Source organism: Haloarcula rubra, from assembly GCF_019599465.1.
GTDB lineage: Archaea > Halobacteriota > Halobacteria > Halobacteriales > Haloarculaceae > Haloarcula > Haloarcula rubra.
On the sequence record NZ_RKLR01000001.1, the window covers coordinates 536,993 to 552,100 of the forward strand.

General features: G+C 68.7%; 20 protein-coding genes. 10 read left to right on the top strand and 10 right to left on the bottom strand.

Annotated elements, in window-relative coordinates; all coding sequences use genetic code 11:
• The first annotated feature begins 16 nt into the window (after positions 1–16).
• The 3 genes from dcd to EGH21_RS02905 are packed head-to-tail and all read left to right on the top strand — an operon-like array spanning position 17 to position 2,148.
• Positions 17–604, top strand: a complete 588-nt coding sequence (gene dcd / locus EGH21_RS02895; RefSeq protein WP_220616963.1) for a dCTP deaminase — start codon at positions 17–19, stop codon at positions 602–604.
• The gene (locus EGH21_RS02900; protein ID WP_220616964.1) at positions 605–1,501 is read left to right on the top strand and encodes a thiamine-phosphate synthase family protein; all 897 of its coding nucleotides are present in this window, start codon (positions 605–607) and stop codon (positions 1,499–1,501) included.
• The gene (locus EGH21_RS02905; protein ID WP_220616965.1) at positions 1,498–2,148 is read left to right on the top strand and encodes a class I SAM-dependent methyltransferase; all 651 of its coding nucleotides are present in this window, start codon (positions 1,498–1,500) and stop codon (positions 2,146–2,148) included. The genes EGH21_RS02900 and EGH21_RS02905 overlap by 4 nt, the downstream gene beginning before the upstream one ends.
• A gap of 16 nt (positions 2,149–2,164) precedes the next feature.
• On the opposite strand, the gene EGH21_RS02910 is transcribed toward EGH21_RS02905, so the two are convergent.
• The 6 genes from EGH21_RS02910 to EGH21_RS02935 form a co-directional block, all read right to left on the bottom strand.
• Complete coding sequence (locus EGH21_RS02910; protein ID WP_220617298.1) at positions 2,165–2,926, bottom strand: DUF7001 family protein; 762 nt, start codon at positions 2,924–2,926, stop codon at positions 2,165–2,167.
• Between the two features lie 151 nt (positions 2,927–3,077).
• Positions 3,078–3,599: an HTH domain-containing protein gene (locus tag EGH21_RS02915; RefSeq protein ID WP_220616966.1), complete on the bottom strand. Its 522-nt coding sequence runs from the start codon at positions 3,597–3,599 to the stop codon at positions 3,078–3,080.
• A gap of 108 nt (positions 3,600–3,707) precedes the next feature.
• Positions 3,708–4,634: a sulfide-dependent adenosine diphosphate thiazole synthase gene (locus tag EGH21_RS02920; protein ID WP_220616967.1), complete on the bottom strand. Its 927-nt coding sequence runs from the start codon at positions 4,632–4,634 to the stop codon at positions 3,708–3,710.
• Between the two features lie 111 nt (positions 4,635–4,745).
• Positions 4,746–5,534 (bottom strand): hypothetical protein, encoded by a 789-nt coding sequence (locus EGH21_RS02925; protein ID WP_220616968.1) that lies wholly within the window; start codon positions 5,532–5,534, stop codon positions 4,746–4,748.
• A gap of 53 nt (positions 5,535–5,587) precedes the next feature.
• On the bottom strand, positions 5,588–6,331 hold the full coding sequence (locus EGH21_RS02930) for a 4-phosphopantoate--beta-alanine ligase (RefSeq protein ID WP_220616969.1): 744 nt from the start codon (positions 6,329–6,331) through the stop codon (positions 5,588–5,590).
• Positions 6,332–6,379: 48 nt separating this feature from the next.
• A complete protein-coding gene (locus tag EGH21_RS02935; RefSeq protein ID WP_220616970.1) occupies positions 6,380–7,219 on the bottom strand; it encodes a pantoate kinase in 840 nt (279 codons plus the stop codon).
• 135 nt (positions 7,220–7,354) lie between these two features.
• Between EGH21_RS02935 and EGH21_RS02940 the strand changes: the two genes are divergently transcribed.
• The 4 genes from EGH21_RS02940 to EGH21_RS02955 all read left to right on the top strand — a co-directional run bounded on the left by EGH21_RS02940 (position 7,355) and on the right by EGH21_RS02955 (position 8,948).
• A complete protein-coding gene (locus EGH21_RS02940) occupies positions 7,355–7,657 on the top strand; it encodes a UPF0175 family protein (RefSeq protein WP_166968469.1) in 303 nt (100 codons plus the stop codon).
• Positions 7,654–8,169, top strand: a complete 516-nt coding sequence (locus EGH21_RS02945; protein ID WP_220616971.1) for a PIN domain-containing protein — start codon at positions 7,654–7,656, stop codon at positions 8,167–8,169. The genes EGH21_RS02940 and EGH21_RS02945 overlap by 4 nt, the downstream gene beginning before the upstream one ends.
• 154 nt (positions 8,170–8,323) lie before the next feature.
• On the top strand, positions 8,324–8,698 hold the full coding sequence (locus EGH21_RS02950) for a prefoldin subunit beta (protein WP_220616972.1): 375 nt from the start codon (positions 8,324–8,326) through the stop codon (positions 8,696–8,698).
• A 4-nt stretch (positions 8,699–8,702) separates the two neighbouring features.
• On the top strand, positions 8,703–8,948 hold the full coding sequence (locus tag EGH21_RS02955) for a DUF3194 domain-containing protein (protein WP_220616973.1): 246 nt from the start codon (positions 8,703–8,705) through the stop codon (positions 8,946–8,948).
• Between the two features lie 51 nt (positions 8,949–8,999).
• Here EGH21_RS02955 and EGH21_RS02960 read toward each other — a convergent pair whose 3' ends face one another.
• From EGH21_RS02960 to EGH21_RS02975, 4 genes are all read right to left on the bottom strand, one after another.
• A complete protein-coding gene (locus tag EGH21_RS02960; RefSeq protein WP_220616974.1) occupies positions 9,000–9,932 on the bottom strand; it encodes a DUF7282 domain-containing protein in 933 nt (310 codons plus the stop codon).
• A 42-nt stretch (positions 9,933–9,974) separates the two neighbouring features.
• On the bottom strand, positions 9,975–10,253 hold the full coding sequence (locus tag EGH21_RS02965) for a DUF8142 family protein (RefSeq protein WP_220616975.1): 279 nt from the start codon (positions 10,251–10,253) through the stop codon (positions 9,975–9,977).
• Positions 10,254–10,340: 87 nt separating this feature from the next.
• Positions 10,341–10,859 carry a hypothetical protein gene (locus EGH21_RS02970; protein ID WP_220616976.1) on the bottom strand — a complete coding sequence of 173 codons (519 nt, stop codon included), beginning with the start codon at positions 10,857–10,859 and terminating at the stop codon, positions 10,341–10,343.
• Between the two features lie 139 nt (positions 10,860–10,998).
• Positions 10,999–11,286 carry a DUF8081 domain-containing protein gene (locus tag EGH21_RS02975; RefSeq protein WP_220616977.1) on the bottom strand — a complete coding sequence of 96 codons (288 nt, stop codon included), beginning with the start codon at positions 11,284–11,286 and terminating at the stop codon, positions 10,999–11,001.
• A 74-nt stretch (positions 11,287–11,360) separates the two neighbouring features.
• Here EGH21_RS02975 and EGH21_RS02980 point away from each other — a divergent pair, with 74 nt between their 5' ends.
• From EGH21_RS02980 to EGH21_RS02990, 3 genes are all read left to right on the top strand, one after another.
• Positions 11,361–11,810 (top strand): bifunctional nuclease family protein, encoded by a 450-nt coding sequence (locus EGH21_RS02980; protein ID WP_220616978.1) that lies wholly within the window; start codon positions 11,361–11,363, stop codon positions 11,808–11,810.
• Between the two features lie 39 nt (positions 11,811–11,849).
• Complete coding sequence (locus EGH21_RS02985; RefSeq protein WP_220616979.1) at positions 11,850–12,506, top strand: HAD family hydrolase; 657 nt, start codon at positions 11,850–11,852, stop codon at positions 12,504–12,506.
• A gap of 108 nt (positions 12,507–12,614) precedes the next feature.
• Positions 12,615–15,014 (top strand): bacterio-opsin activator domain-containing protein, encoded by a 2,400-nt coding sequence (locus EGH21_RS02990; RefSeq protein ID WP_220616980.1) that lies wholly within the window; start codon positions 12,615–12,617, stop codon positions 15,012–15,014.
• Positions 15,015–15,108: the final 94 nt, after the last annotated feature.

Sequence of the window (15,108 nt, forward strand, 5' to 3'; positions counted from 1 at the left end):
GCCGCTACGTCGGGTAATGATACTCTCCGACGCGGATATCGAGCGTCGCCTCCGCGAGGGCGACCTCGTGGTCGAACCGCTCGACGACCCCGACATCCAGATTCAGCCAGCGAGCGTCGACCTCCGACTCGGCCACGAGTTTCTGGAGTTCCAGCACGCCAACATCCCCTGTATCCACCCCAACTCCGAGGACGAGGTGGCCGACTACGTCGAGGAGACGACGATAGACGAGGACGGCGAGTACATCCTCCACCCCGGCGACTTCGTGCTGGGGACGACCCACGAACGCGTCGAGATTCCCGACGACCTCATCGCCCACGTCGAGGGGCGGTCCTCGCTCGGCCGACTCGCCATCGTCGTCCACGCCACCGCCGGTCTGTGTGACCCCGGCTACGAGGGCCAGATTACGCTCGAACTGTCGAATCTGGGCACCGCTCCGGTCGCGCTCACCCCGGGCATGCGAATCTCGCAACTCACCTTCACCGAACTGAAGACGCCCGCAGAGCGGCCGTACGGGTCCGAACGCGGCTCGAAGTATCAGGGCCAGCGGGGGCCGCAGGCGAGCAAGATACAGGGCGATAGGGAGTTCGGAGGCGACCAGTAGATGCGCTTCGTCGAGGAGATCGTCGTCGAGGAGTTCCTCCCGACGTTCCGGTCGATGCTGGCCGAGGCCCTCCGAGAGCGGGACCTCACCCAGTCCGAGGTGGCGGACCTGCTGGGCATCAGTCAGAGCGCCGTCTCGAAGTACGTCCACGGCGACGTCGAGCGCAACGAGGCGCTGCTCGACCACCGCGGACTGAACGAACTCGTCGAGCGACTGGCCGAGGGGCTGGCCGACGGCGACGTGAGCCCCGTGCAGGCGCTCGTCGAGGCCGAGGTGTTCGTCCGCGAACTCGAACAGGGCGGCCTGCTCGCGTCGCTCCACGAGGACGCGGTGCCGGAACTCGCGGAGTACGGCGGCGAGTTCAGCGTCCACGACCCGGACTCGACACTGCGGGCCGCAGAGCGGACGCTGTCGACGGTGCGGCAGGGCCTGCGGGTGTTAGAGAACACCAGCGGGTTCGCGACGCTCATCCCCGCCGTCGGGTCGAACCTCGTGCAGGCGCTCCCCGACGGGGACAGCATCGAGGACGTGGCCGCCGTCCCCGGCCGGATTCTGGACGTGAAGGGGCGGGCGACCATCCCCGCCGAACCGGAGTACGGTGTGAGCGAACACGTCGCCACGGTGTTGCTGGCGGCGCGTGCCGCCGGGAGCGACGCCCGCGCGGCGCTGAACGTCCGGTACGACGAGTCCGTCGTCGCGGCGCTGGAAGAGGCCGGCCACACCGCCGTCGAGTTCGACGCCGAGACGGCTCTCGAACCGGCTATCGAGGCGGCGCTGACCGACGACCCCGACGCCGACGTCATCTATCAGACCGGCGGGATGGGCGTCGAGCCGGTCGTCTATCTGCTGGGCGACGACGCCGTGACCGTCGCCGAGTGGACCAGAGACCTGCTGTGAGCGACCCCCCGAACGTCTACGCGCGCTGGGCCGCCCTCTACGACAGCGTCGCCGACCTCCCGGTCCTCCGGTCGTGGCGCGCCCGCGCGGCCGACGCGCTCGACCTGTCGGCGGGCGACACCGTCGTCGAGATGGGCTGTGGCACCGGAGCGAACGTGCCGGTCCTCCGCCGTCGCGTGGGGGCGGGGGGCCGGGTCGTCGGCGTTGACCTGACTCGCGAGATGCTCGCGCAGGCACGCGCCCACGACGACCGGACCGGCGACGGCGTCCACTACTTGCTCGGCGACGCGACGCGCCCGCCCGTCGACAGTGCCGACGCGGTGCTGGCGACGTTCGTCGCCGGCGTCTTCGCGGACCCCGCCGCGGCCGTCGACGCGTGGTGTGACTGCGTCGCCCCCGGCGACCGGGTCGCGCTGTTGAACTTCCAGCGGAGTCGGAACCCACTCGCGACACCGGTGAACGTCGCCTTCGAGGGGTTCGTCCGCCTCTCCGCGCCCGGGACGCGACTCTCGCGACAGTCACACGCCGACGCCTTCGAGCGACGAGTGACGGCGGCCCGGGACCGGTTGGCCGAACGGACCGTCGACCGGCGCTACGAGACGTTCGCGGGTGGGTACCTCGGGTTGGTCTCCGGGCGCGTCGAGTGACGGGAGACGCGGCCGCTCAGCGCCGATAGCGCTCGGCGTGGCGCGGACAGAAGTCGGGGTCGCGCAGTTGCGCTTCGACGACGCCGGGGTGCCGGTGTGGGTTGTGCAGCCGACACTGCTCCTCGTCGCAGAACGCCTCGCCCGTCGCGAGGTAGTGGTAGGCCTGCAGGACGTACCCCTTCAGCGCCTCGGTCGTCCGGGGGTCGTTCTCGACCAGAAAGTCGCCCTCGACTTCGTTCTCCAGCACCTCTCGGGGCGGCGAGTCGCCAGTGAGTAACGCGTGTCGCTGCTGTGCCTCGTAGTACTGGTCGGGTTTCGCGGGCGCTTCGTACAGCCCCGGCACCGACACGATGGCGGGTTGGCCGAGGACGTTCACGCGCTTGTGCCAGCGGCCGTCGTGGTCGCCCCACGTGCCGACGACCCGGTCCAGCAGGACGACGTGGAGGTGGGCGAGCGACCGTTCGGCGTCGGGAATCCGGCGGTGGAACAGTCGCTGGAGTTCGAGGCCGTCGTAGATGACGCCACCCGCCCGTTCGGGGCTCTCGACGGCGCGCTCCTCGTAGCGGACGATACCGAGCATCGTGTTGCCGGTCTCGCGCTCGTAGGGGTCCAGCACGCGCACCGAGGCCATCTCCTCGGGCAGGTCGTCGTCGGCGTACCGAGAGAGGAACCGCTCGCGGACGGCTACCTCGGCGTCGACGTGGGCGCCGAGCCAGTCGGCGATCGCGTCGGCGTCGGCCGCCGCAGTCGGCGCGCGGTAGAGCGTGATCTGGTCGATCATATCGGCCAGTGGTACCGCCCAGTGATACAGGTTGTGAACGGAGTAGAAGTAGGGACATCAGTGTCGACGGGACCGGGTTCGGTCTCGACGTGGGGGCGGTCACAGCGTCGAGTCGACGACGGCAGTCGTACGAGCGTGCGCCGCTCTCTCAGGGAGTCCCCAGTCCGGTCATCGGCAACGCCGCTCGCTCGCCAGTACCGCCGAGCGACGTCTCGTCGGCTTCGAGGACGTCGAGGAACTCGGGAATCGTCCACGTGCGGTCGCCGTCGGTACAGGGGTAGACCCCGAGGATGTCCTCGCCGTCGGTGAGGCTGGCGAGCATCATCGGCGTCGTCAGCACCTCCTTGCTCTCGCCGACCAGTAGCGACGCCGTCCGCGTCTCGAACGGTGGCCGGACGCTCACGCCGTTCTCGGCCGCCCACGCCTCGAACGTCTCGATGGTCGCCAGCAACTCGCTGTGCTGGTTCCGGTCGGAGACCACTATCTCGTCGGGCCACGTCGTGACCGTGAAGTCGCTCAGCGTCCCCGCCGTCCGGAGGCTACTCAACCGGTCGATGACCGTCGTCCGTGGCCCACACACCGGCCGTCGCGTCCAGAGGTCGACCGTGAGACCGTTCGCCGGACCGGTGTCGGGCGCCGTTCCGTTCAGATGTTGTAATCCGTCGGACATCGGTTGGCAATCACAATCACGATTGGGGGAAATTCCTACATAATCGTTGGCACTAGCCACATATTACTGTAAGTACACGAATAAGGTTCGAGAATCGACGACCGTTCGTCAGTCGTCGGCGGTCGCCGCGGCGTCGCGACTGGTCAGGTCGACTGGGTCGGCGTCGACCTCCAGTTCGTCCAGTGCGACCTGTGCGGCGCGCTTGCCGGAGACGAGCATCGCGCCGAACGTCGGCCCCATGCGCGGGAGGCCGTAGGTGGTCGCGGTGGCCATGCCGGTGACGACGAGGCCGTCGTGGGCCAGTCCCGTGTGTTCGACGACGGCGTCCTCGCTCTCGCCGACCCACATCGAGTCGTGGCCGGGTGAGTCGTGGCCGGGTGCGCCGTAGGTGTCGTCGCCGGTCTGGTCCATCCCCGTGTCACCCTCCTCGATACCCGGCGCGTCGAGGACGCCGCGTTCGTCGAGTTTCTTGACCGCCATGGCGTCGTGGCCCGTCGCGTCGATGACGAGGTCGGCCTCGACGGCGATGGGGTCGACGCAGGTAATCTCCCGGGGCAGGGCGTGGACCGGCGTCCAGTTCATCACGATGCCGCCGACGCGGTGGTCCTCGCGGACGACGATGTCCGTGAACTCGGTCATGTTCTGCATCTTCGCGCCGGCGTCACAGGCGGCCTTGATGAGGCCGGAACAGGCCTCCGGCCCGTTGGCGACGTACAGGCCCTCGCTGTCCTGCGAACGCTTGTAGTCGACATCGAGTTCGTCGAGGACGTTCTGGGCCGGGTCCCGTACCGTCACCTTGTTCATCAGGAAGCCGCCGAGCCAGAACCCGCCGCCGAGGTAGTTGTTCTTCTCGACGACCATCGTCTGGACGCCGCGTTCGGAGAGTTCCTTCGCGGCCATCAGGCCGGAGGGGCCGCCACCGACGATGATGACGTCCGAGTCCGAGAAGTCCATGAACTCCTCGGTCCACTCCTGTCCGATTGCGCGTGTGACTTCCGCCTCGCCGACGTCGCTGAACTTGTCGAATTCGCTCATACCACCTAGTAATATCTTACTGTGGTAAATAGGTGTTGTGGTGTGGTCGGTGCCGTCGCTCGGGCGACAGATGGAAGCGAGAACCGGGCGACGATGCGCTTCGGGCGGCAGTCAGGCCCAGGCGTGCAGGCCAGCGACCGTCAGAACGTCCCGTCCACCGTCGGGTTGGCAGACGGCCCAGCGCGACCGGTCGGCGTCGGCGGGGAACAGGTGTTCGGGGACGATGGGCATCGGCACGGGGGCGTAGCCGCCGCGGCGCATCGCCGTCGGCCCGGGGAACCGCTCTATCACCTCGCCGCCAGCAGTCACCTCGAAGCGGCCGTCGTCGGCCCGGCGATAGGCGTGCTGGAAGGCGTGCCGTCCCGCGTCGCCCAGTGCGTCGACGTGTTCGAAGACGGCCACGACTTCGGTGCCGACGCTCAGTTCCAGTCGCGGCCGACCCTCGTCGACGCGCACCTCCCGCCACTGGAGGTCCGAGGCGGGTGCGCGGGCACAGGCGTAGCTCCCGTCCGAGAGCGGCACGCGGTCCGGGCCCTTGTAGAAGTGTCTGCCGTCGGGTTCGTCGACGGCCACGCACGCGGGGTCGCCGAGCACCGTCGCGACGACCTGTGTGAGCGTCGTCCCGGTCGCCTCCGTCGAGGGGACGACGAACAGACAGTCACGGTCTTCCCGGAGGGCGTCGGCGAAGCGCGGGACCAGTCCCGACGGTCCCACGTCGGCCTCGGTGAGCGGTTCGATGGCGACCGGGCGCGGGTCCTCCGCGTCGACGAGGCCGACGGCTGACTGGCCCGGTTCGGCGAGCGCCGGCGGCCCGGCGAGGCCCTCGTGCACGGTCACGTCGTAACCGGCCCGCTCGCACAGCGAGACGCCGTGGTCGCGGACCGAGGGATAGACAGGCATCTACGGGGCGATACGGGCCGCGGCGGCAAGAAGCCCCCGCCGTCCCGCTCCGCCTACGCCCCGTCGCGAATCGCTCGCTCGGCGGCCTCGAGCGCTTCGTCGGCGTCGAACGCCTCGATAGCCGCCCGCTGGGCCTCGGGGTCGTCGGCCATCTCGCGCGCGTGAGCGGTCACGTTCGGAATCGCCCGGACGATGTTGTCGATTATCGGGACCGTCGCGACCTGTGCCGACCGGCTGAGCGGGTTGAGGTCGACGACGAGTTCCGTCTTGCCCATCTCGCCCAGCGCCTCCGCTCGGTCGCCGTCTTCCAGTGGGACCAGCACCACGTCGGCGTCGCCGATGCCGTCGGCGTCCACCTTCGCGCGTTCGTGGTCGAGGCCCGGGATGCGCCCGTCCGCTTCGAGTCCCAACACCTCCTCGGCACCGTGGTCGCGGAGGTACTCGGCGATGGCCCGAATCCGCTCCTCGGTGCGGTTGAACAGGTTCACTTCGAGGTCGGCGCCGGTGGCCTCGGCCAGTTCGACGAGTTCGCCGGGGACGAGGGCGGCGGCGTTGCCGTTGACAGAGACGACGGCGTGGTCGGCCCGCAACAGGTAGGCGGCCGCCGCCCGTTCGGCCCGGTCGGCGCTCTCGAGGGTCCGTTCGCCCAGCAGGTAGTCGTAGGCCTCGCCGCGGCCCTGCGCGATGAGTCCCTGTCTCGACGTGATACCGCGGTCGACGCCGTCTTCGATGCGGTGACGCGTCAACAACGACTCGTAGCGGGGGTGGCTCTCGGGAACGTCGACCTCGTCGCTCATACAGTTCGTTCGACGGCGGACCGTCGAAAAGTCGTCGGTCGCGGGCCGTTACGGCGGTCCGTTCTCGACGGTGGCGCCCGGCGGGTACACCTCACAGACGCTGGCGTCGTAGCCCGCGTCGGTCAGCCCCGTGCCGAACGAGAAGACCGTCTCGCCGAGCATCGCCATCGCGGCGTCGCCACCCGCCCCGGTCACGTCCCGAACCACGCGCCCGACGTCCTCGGTCAGCAACTCTGCCTCCCGGGAGAACTGCCGTGACGCGCGAGTGAACGTGTCGAGCGTCGGGTCCTCGACGACCATCGAGAGCGCTCGCTCGCCGGCCCGCGTCAGCGTCGCCGTGTCCCCGCCCACCACGTCGGCCGTCGACAGTTCGCCCAGCGTGTGGTACTCGACGCGGGCGCGGGCGGGAATCGCGTCGACGTAGTTGTGTCGTGGCGCGCCGGGCTCGAGTCGAAGCGGCACCCCGCCGCGGGCCTGCCCGACCACGTCACCCAGCCCGGTACCGGCCTGTACCTCCGCGCCGTGGGCTATCGTGACGAGTTCGTTGTACGAGAGAGCACGGTCGAACGCCGCGTTGGCCGCGAGCGCCGTCCCAAGCGCCGTCGCGCCGGAGACGCCGAACCCTGCACCGAGCGGCAACGGCGTCTCGGCGGTGACGCGTGCCGAGACGCGGAGCGCCTCCAGCACTCGCTCCACGGCGGCCATCTCGACGCGTTCGCCGTCGAGTGTTACCGCCGTCTCGGCGGCCGGTTCCACCGTCACCGAGACGCCGTCCGACAGCGCCAGCCCACCACCCCGGGACCCCGTCTCCGTCGGGTCGTCCGCCCGGTCGACCGTGAAGAACCCGGTCACGTGGCCCGGGACGAACGCTCGTGCCTGCTCGCTCATTGCCCATCTATCGGGGACCGCCCCGCTTAACGGTTGGCGGTCCGGGCCGTCGGCGCCCGGAGTGGTCACTGCACTAACACTCGGTTCCTCGACCCCTACCTTGATGTGTGTTTACCTGAGACCACTGTGCAAACAATGCCAACAATTAGCGCGCGGCTCCCCAGCGAGGAGAAGGCCGAACTCGACGACGTGGCGGAACTGCTCTCCGAGGACCGCTCGACCACCATCCGGAAGGCACTCCGCGAGGGGTTAGAGACCCTGCGCATCCGCGTGGCCGTCGAGCAGTACCAGTCGGGCGACATCTCCGCGGCGGAGGCCGCCCAGATTGCGGACCTCTCCATCGCCGAGTGGCTAGACGTGGCCCGCGAGCGCAACCTGACCACGCAACTGCAACTGTCGGACCTCGAACTCGACGCCGACACCGCCGCGGAGCTATGACCCGCATCTACGTCGGCCCCACCGCGCTGTACAGTCTCGGGCAGGTGGGCGAACTGGCGTTGCTGGAGTCGTTCGACGGCGACGTGGTGGTCCCCGACCCGGTCATCGAGGCGGTACCGGTCGAACCGACCGCGACCAACCTCTCGGAGTTTCTGGCGGGCGGCGACGTGGAGACGGCCGTCGACGAGGGCCAGATAGAACGTGCCCGCACCGTCCTCGGCGAGAAGGACATCGGTGCCGCCGTCACCGTTCTGGCCGGCGTCCTCGCGCACCGCGACCAGTCCGACCGCTCGGCCGTCGCCGTCGTCTCGGAGGACCGCACCGTCCGCCGGACCGCGCAGGGACTCGGCGCCGAGGTGACGAGCAGTTTCGGCGTCGTCGTCCGCGCGGCCATCGAGGACAAGTACCTCAGTTCGCGACAGGCCAAACGTATCGTCCGTCGCATCGACCAGCACGGGATGCACCTCACCGGCGAACTACGAGAACGCGCGGTCGGCGAGATTGCGGAGTAGCGGGGTCGGGTGCGTCCCCGACGACGACCGGGGGTGCCGCAGGCCACCGGAAACGCGCCGGAAACGCCCACCCCGACGCCGTCGGGCGTCGACGTGGGTGCACCGATAGGTACGAAAGCGTGGGTTTAACACTCCGGGCCCCGACCCTCGGAGTATGCAGGGTAATCTTCCGCCTGAAGCACAGGAGAAGCTCGAGGAACTGCAGGATCTGCAGGAGACCGCACAGCAGGTCGCCGCACAGAAACAGCAGGCCGAGACGAACCTCCAGGAGTCCCGCACCGCGCTGGACGAGCTCGAGGACGTCGACGAGGACACGACGATGTACCGCGAGGTCGGCGAACTCCTCGTGAAGACAGGCTTCGACGAGGCCAAGGACGACCTCGAAGAGAAGGTCTCCAGCCTCGAAGTCCGCGTCGAGACCCTCGAGAAGCAGGAAGAGCGCGTGCAGGAGCAGTTCGAGGACCTCCAGAGCGAGCTCCAGCAGATGCTCGGCGGCGGTCCGGCCGGCGGCCCCGGCGCTGGCGCGTAAGGCGATGCCGACGGACGCCGAGGTTGTCGAGGTGGCCGCTGACGCGGCCGAAAACGTCGTTTTCTCGCGGTTCGACGCGAGCGACGTCGACGACGTGGACGTGACCGTCACCTTCGAAGACGGCGTCCTCGAAGTGGACGTCTACGTCAACGCCCCGGACAGCCGCGTCGACGAGACGCGGGTGGCCGACGACGCCGCGCTGGCCGCTCGCTCGGCCGTCGACGACCTGTTCGCCGACGAGGAGAACTGAACCGCGCGCGGTTCGCCCACACCGGTTCGGTGTGGGGCGACGAACACTCCGTCAGTGGCGACGCTCCCGCAGGAGCACGGCGCTCACGACGGCGAGGGCGGCCGCGAGCACCCCGAAGCCGGAGCCGCTACCGCCAGTCGTCTGTGACGTCGTGGCCGTGGCGCTGTCCGTGGGCGGGGCCGTCGTCGTCGCCCCCGTCGGCGAGCCGTCGGTTGTGGTCGTCACCGGCGTCGTGACGGTCGGTGTCGCCTTCTCGACGGCGAGGTGCGTGCCGACGGACTCGGTCCCGGCGGTGACGGGCGTGTCGGTCGCCGGGTCGAAGGTGCCGTCGCCGTCGTCGTGATACAGCGTGAGTTCGAGTTCGAACGAGGACCGCTGGTCGTTGTAGAAGGCGGGGTCGAGACCGACGGTCACGTTCTCGTGACGGCCGGCCGCGAGGGGCGTGACCCCGGCGATGTGTCCGTCGTGTGCGCTGGCGACGAGGTACCCGTCGGCGTCGATGGCCACGTTCTCGACCGTGACGTTCGTCGCCACCGTCTGTTCGTGGGCGACGACACTCGCGTTCCCATCGGCCTTCCCGAGGACGAACTGGTGGCCGACCGGCTCTCCGTCGCGGCTGATGACCGCGTCTGACTCGGGGTCGAAACGACCGTCGCCGTCGTCGGTGTGGAGCGCGGCGAACAGCGTGCGGTTCCCGGTGACGTTCGCCCACGCCGACGGCTCTACGCGGACGGTGACGTGGTCGCGTTCGGTGAGGGGGCCGTCGTGCGAGAGGTACCGATGCCCCACGACCGGACCGAGCGTCGCCCCGTCGGTCCGATGGAGCACCAGATGCGCGCTCGTAATCTGGGAGACGTGTGCCACCTGTACGACGCCGTTCGACGAGCGTTGGCTGTGGACGACCACGTCGTTACCGTGTGCCGTGGCGACGCCGCTCGCGGCGACCAGAACGACGAGTAGCACACTCAGCGTACGGACCTGCATACGAGACAGAGGAATCCCTGTCACTAAATACCACAGTGCCCGTCAGGTCCGGTCGCTCGCGAACCCGGTCCGGAACGCGATCCACCCGAGGACGCTGATGAACAGAATCGGCGGGAGAATCATGAACCCCCACAGCGGGTCCAGCCCCCAGCCGAGCAACAGCACGAGGTCGAATAGACCGATGGCCACGAACGGCGCGATGTACTTCGTCGCCTGCCACCGGTCGACGCCTGACGTCTCCCCGACGTCGTCCGTCTCGTCGGCCGAGAGCAGGTCCTCGGTGGTCCGCTCGGCCGTGTCGGCGTGGGCGGAGTCGTCCATACCGGTAGTGCGTGACGAGCGAGCAAAAATACCGCGCTTGGTCGCTACGTGGGTCGGGTCGGTGGAACGGGCGAAGAATCGGCCGGGTTACTGCTCGCTGTCGGTCGTCTCGTCGTCGCTGTCGGTCTCGGTGTTCTCGTCTTCGTTCTCTGCCTCGCTGTCGGCGTTCTCGTCTTCGCTATCGTCAGCGTCGTCGGGGGTGACGTCGCTGACCTGGTCGCCGAGGTTGCCGTTGAGGTTCCCGTTCATGTGCTGCTGGACCAGCGAGTGAATCTCGCTGACGAAGTCGGGCACCTGTTCGGGGAGGTCCGCGGGCGGACCGCGTTCGCCGTCCGGGCCGACGTCGGCGGGCGGGCCCTGACGCTCGGCGGCCGCACTCGCGTTCGACGCCTCCGCGTCCGCGTCAGACTCGTTCGACTCGGCCATCGCCTCACCGTCGGCGGCGTGGTCGTCGGCGTCCGTGGCAGTCTCGTTCGCGTACTCGTCTGCCTGTGCGCCGTCCGCGTTGTCGTTGGCCTGTGCGCCTGCCGCCGCGGGCAGCGCCGCCGCCGACCCCGTGACGACGAGGACGGCCAGCAGCGCGCCGGCAATCTTTGTGAGTTTCATCGTGCGTTGTCTCCATCCTACCCTCACGACCGTCACCACTTCAAGGGGACAAGCAGCAAAGGCGGATAAAGTCGATTTAGGCCGTTTTAACCGTTCCGAGCGCCGATTTAACCCGGATTAAACGGGATTTGCGAGGCAGTCACTCGTCTGTCTCCGGGAGCGTGTACTGGCGGCCCGGCGCGTCGGCGCGCGCGACGGCGCGGGTCCGGCCGACGAGGTAGCCGTCGGCGTCGTCGTCGGCCCACGGCGGGGCGTCCTGTAGCCAGACGGCGGCCGTCGCCCCGCGACAGGCACGCGCCCACTCGCGGGCCAGCGCCTTCGAGTCGAAGGTTCGGGCCGGTCCCTCGCGGTTGACCCAGCGACCGGCGCGAGCGCTCACCCGGCGCGCGGACGGCTTCACGACCACTCGGTAGGCGTCCTCGGCCACGGACGCCGGTACGGACCGGACCTGTAAAACGACCGCGGGCTAGCTTTTCATACCCGCCGACCGAACTGTACGACATGGAACACGAGGCCACGGTCGAAGGAGTCGGCGTCGGCGTCAGCGAAGAGGGAGCGGGAACGCCGGTCGTGTTGCTCCGCGCCCGCGGCGAAATCGTCCCGATTTTCGTCAGTTCCGACCAGGCCCAGTCGATGCAACTGGCCATCGACGGCGAACCGTTCGAGCGACCGCTCACACACGACCTGCTGGTCGAGATGGTCGCGGAGTTCGGCAGCGCAATCGACCGTGTCCGCATCGACGACCTGACCGACGGCACCTTCTACGCGAAGATAGACACCGAGCAGTACCTCGACGACCGCCGCAAGGAGATGGTGTTCGACGCGCGGCCCTCCGACGGCATCGCCATCGCGTTGCGCGTAGACTGCCCGCTGGTCGTCTCAGACGAGGTGATAGACGCCGCCGGTCGCTCGCCCGAGGAGTTCGATACCGGGGACGAACTCGGCCTCTGAGTGGAAAGGTTCTCGGCCGCAGGGAGCGACGGTACCGGTATGGGCTACGAGGCAGTCATCTTCGACAACGACGGCGTCCTGTTGACGCTGACGAGCATGGACGCCCATCTCGACGGCACGCGCGAGGCGTTCGCGCGCGTCGGGGTCACCGACCCACACCCGGACCACGTCGAGGCGATGAGCATCGGCGTGACGGTGGACCGACTGGAGGCGGTCTGCGCCGAGTACGACCTCGACCCCGACGAGTTCTGGGTGGCGCGGGACGGCACCATCTCCGAGGTGCAACGCGCCGAGATGACCGCCGGCGAGAAGCGCCCGTACGACGACGTCGACGCACTCGATAGCTTCGACTCGCCGCTGGGCGTCGTCTCCTCGAACCAGCGGGCGACGGTGGAGTTCGCGTTCGACCACTTCGGACTCGCCCCGCACTTCGAGACGGTCCACGCACGCGATCCGACGATACAGAGCCTCGAACGCAAGAAGCCGCGTCCGTACTACGTCGAACAGGCGCTCGCCGACCTCGGCGTCTCGGACGCCCTGTTCGTCGGCGACAACGAGTCCGACGTGCGGGCCGCCCACGCCGCGGGCATCGACTCGGCGTTCATCCGCCGCCCGCACCGCGTCGACACCGACCTCTCGGTGACGCCCGACTACGAGGTGTGGGGGCTGGCGGACGTCGTGAGCATCGCAGAGTGAGTTCCGGAGTGGTGGTCGAGAGGGTGGTAACCACCTGAGGACCATCGTGGTGTAGCTGACGTCGAGCCCGAAATCACACTTTCCAACGACAGGCACGGACGGGCGTGCATGGAAAAGTCGGTCAGTGACTCCTCGGGTGAGCGGACCACCACAACCGAGACGTCACAGACACCACGCGCGTTTCTCGACTCACTCGTCACTCGGCTTCCCGAACCGGCCGTCGTCGTCGACACGGAGTTGCGAGTCCTCGCCGCGAACGAACACCTCTGTTCGCTGGTCGAGACGCCGGCCGAGACGCTCGTCGGTCGGTCGCTCCCGAACCTGTTCCCGGCGGCGACCCGCGGCCGTATCGAAGCCAACTGCGCCCAGACCGGGGCGTACGTCACGACCTGCTGCCAGACCGTCGAGGACGACCGCTGGGTCGACCTCGCGTTCGAGCGCCACGAGTCGGAGGGCGAGACGGTGTATCTCGGCATCGGCCACGACGTGACCGAGCGACAGGAGCGCGAGCGAACGCTCGAAGCGTACGAGCGCATCGTGGAGACCATCGAGGACGGCGTGTACACGCTCGACGACACCGCCACCATCCGGACGGTCAACGACGCGATGGCGTCGATTACCGGCTACGACCGGGAGACGCTGGTGGGGGCCGACGCGTCGTTGCTCGCGGACGAGTCGACTATCGACCGGGCGGCGACGCTGAGCAAGCAACTCAGAGACGGGGAGTTAGACGTCGCGACCATGACGACGGAACTCCAGACGGCCGACGCAGGGACGGTCCCCGTCGAGACGCGGTTCTCGACGCACAGCCTCGAAGACGACCACTACCGACAGGTAGGCGTCGTCAGGGACGTCTCCGACCGTCAGCAGTTCGCCCGCATGCTCGCGTCGCTCCACGACTCCACGCGGCAACTGCTCCGGGCCGAGACGAAAGACGAGGTGGCGACGGTCATCGCGGAGACGGCGGCGGACGTTCTGGACCTCTCTGGCGTGACCGTCTACCTGTTCGACCGGTGCGAGAACCTCCTCCGACCGAGCGCCGTCGGCCCGGACGCGGCCGTCGACGAGACCGACCTGTCCGCCGTCGGCCCCGACGGCGGCCTCGTCTGGGACGTCTTCGTCGACGACGAGGGGGCGACGCTGGGGACGGGCGCCATCTACCGCTCGCTGACCGACCACGGGGTGTTCTACGCGCAGACGCCCAGCGACGGCCTCGACGAACGGACGCGCGAACTCGTGGACTTGCTCGCCAGCAGCGCCGAGGCCGCACTCGCCCGCGTCGACCGCGAGACGGCCCTGCGAGAGCGCGAGGAGGAGCGGCGCCAGCAGAACGAGGAACTCAGGCAGTTGAAGGAGGTCAACGCCATCATCCGACGGGTCGACCGCGTCCTCGTCGAGGCCGACACCTGCGAGGCCATCGAACAGGCCGTCTGCGACGAACTCGCGGCCTCGAAGTGGTTCTCGTTCGTCTGGCTCGGTCGGTCGACGGAGGACGGCGTCGACCCGCGTGCGTGGGCCGGTCGGTCGTCGAGCTATCTCGACGCGGTCAGCCAGTCGACCGCCGGCGACGACGGGCCGCCCGCGGTCCAGACGGCACAGTCGGGGACGACGACCCTCGTCCCGTGTATCACCGACGACCTGCGACGCGGCCACTGGCGGACCGAAGCCATCTCCCGAGACTTCCGCTCGGCCATCAGCGTCCCGCTGGCGTACGACGACTACCTCTACGGCGTGTTGACCGTCTACGCGGACCGGACAGAGCACTTCGGCGAGACGCTCGAGTCCGTGTTCGCCGAACTCGGGGAGAGCATCGCGAACGCGATGCGGGAGATAGAGTCCCGGCAACGGCGCCCGGGCGACGGCGTGGTCGAACTCGCCCTCTCGGTCCCGGGGTCGAAACCGTTCACCACGCAGGTGGCGCGACGCCTCGACCAGCGGATTACCTGCGAGGGCGTGGTCCCCGGCGAGGCCGACGCCACGAGGCTGTTCGTCCGCGTCCCGGACGGGGAGCCAGCGACGGTCACGGAGGCGATAGCCGGGATACGGCAAGTCCAGTCGGTGTCGCCGGTCTCCGAAGACCTGTACGAAGTGGTCGTCGAGGGCGAGACGGTCGTTCGAGCGGTCACCGACCAGGGGGCCCGGCTCGGCGACCTCGAAGCGCGTCCCGACCGGGTCGACGTCGTCGTCCACCTCGCGGCCGGGGCGGACGTGCGGACGTTCGTCGAGCAACTGGAGAGCCGGTACGACGACGTGCAGTTGAACGCCCGGCGGGAGAAGACGACGCGCCAACCGAACCACGGCAGCGTCCGGGCCGTCCTCGAAGAGAGACTCACCGACAGACAACTGGAGGTGTTGCAGACGGCCTACCTCAGTGGCTTCTTCGACTGGCCCCGCGAGACGACCGGCGAGGAAGTCGCGTCGATGCTGGACATCACCCAGCCGACGGTGAACCGTCACCTACGTGTCAGCGAGCGAAAACTGCTCGAACTGGTGTTAGAGGACGGCTGACCGGGTCGCTATCTGCATAGTGTCGCTCGAAGACGGTATCGTTCTGTATAGCCAGAATGCGTTTTTTGCAACGGAATGATTGACCGATAGCGGA

Coding starts and splice junctions, on each gene's coding strand:
- dcd (WP_220616963.1), top strand. CDS start 17: ATGATACTCTCCGACGCGGATATCGAGCGTCGCCTCCGCGAGGGCGAC.
- EGH21_RS02900 (WP_220616964.1), top strand. CDS start 605: ATGCGCTTCGTCGAGGAGATCGTCGTCGAGGAGTTCCTCCCGACGTTC.
- EGH21_RS02915 (WP_220616966.1), bottom strand. CDS start 3,599: ATGTCCGACGGATTACAACATCTGAACGGAACGGCGCCCGACACCGGT.
- EGH21_RS02920 (WP_220616967.1), bottom strand. CDS start 4,634: ATGAGCGAATTCGACAAGTTCAGCGACGTCGGCGAGGCGGAAGTCACA.
- EGH21_RS02925 (WP_220616968.1), bottom strand. CDS start 5,534: ATGCCTGTCTATCCCTCGGTCCGCGACCACGGCGTCTCGCTGTGCGAG.
- EGH21_RS02930 (WP_220616969.1), bottom strand. CDS start 6,331: ATGAGCGACGAGGTCGACGTTCCCGAGAGCCACCCCCGCTACGAGTCG.
- EGH21_RS02935 (WP_220616970.1), bottom strand. CDS start 7,219: ATGAGCGAGCAGGCACGAGCGTTCGTCCCGGGCCACGTGACCGGGTTC.
- EGH21_RS02940 (WP_166968469.1), top strand. CDS start 7,355: ATGCCAACAATTAGCGCGCGGCTCCCCAGCGAGGAGAAGGCCGAACTC.
- EGH21_RS02945 (WP_220616971.1), top strand. CDS start 7,654: ATGACCCGCATCTACGTCGGCCCCACCGCGCTGTACAGTCTCGGGCAG.
- EGH21_RS02950 (WP_220616972.1), top strand. CDS start 8,324: ATGCAGGGTAATCTTCCGCCTGAAGCACAGGAGAAGCTCGAGGAACTG.
- EGH21_RS02955 (WP_220616973.1), top strand. CDS start 8,703: ATGCCGACGGACGCCGAGGTTGTCGAGGTGGCCGCTGACGCGGCCGAA.
- EGH21_RS02960 (WP_220616974.1), bottom strand. CDS start 9,932: ATGCAGGTCCGTACGCTGAGTGTGCTACTCGTCGTTCTGGTCGCCGCG.
- EGH21_RS02965 (WP_220616975.1), bottom strand. CDS start 10,253: ATGGACGACTCCGCCCACGCCGACACGGCCGAGCGGACCACCGAGGAC.
- EGH21_RS02970 (WP_220616976.1), bottom strand. CDS start 10,859: ATGAAACTCACAAAGATTGCCGGCGCGCTGCTGGCCGTCCTCGTCGTC.
- EGH21_RS02980 (WP_220616978.1), top strand. CDS start 11,361: ATGGAACACGAGGCCACGGTCGAAGGAGTCGGCGTCGGCGTCAGCGAA.
- EGH21_RS02985 (WP_220616979.1), top strand. CDS start 11,850: ATGGGCTACGAGGCAGTCATCTTCGACAACGACGGCGTCCTGTTGACG.
- EGH21_RS02990 (WP_220616980.1), top strand. CDS start 12,615: ATGGAAAAGTCGGTCAGTGACTCCTCGGGTGAGCGGACCACCACAACC.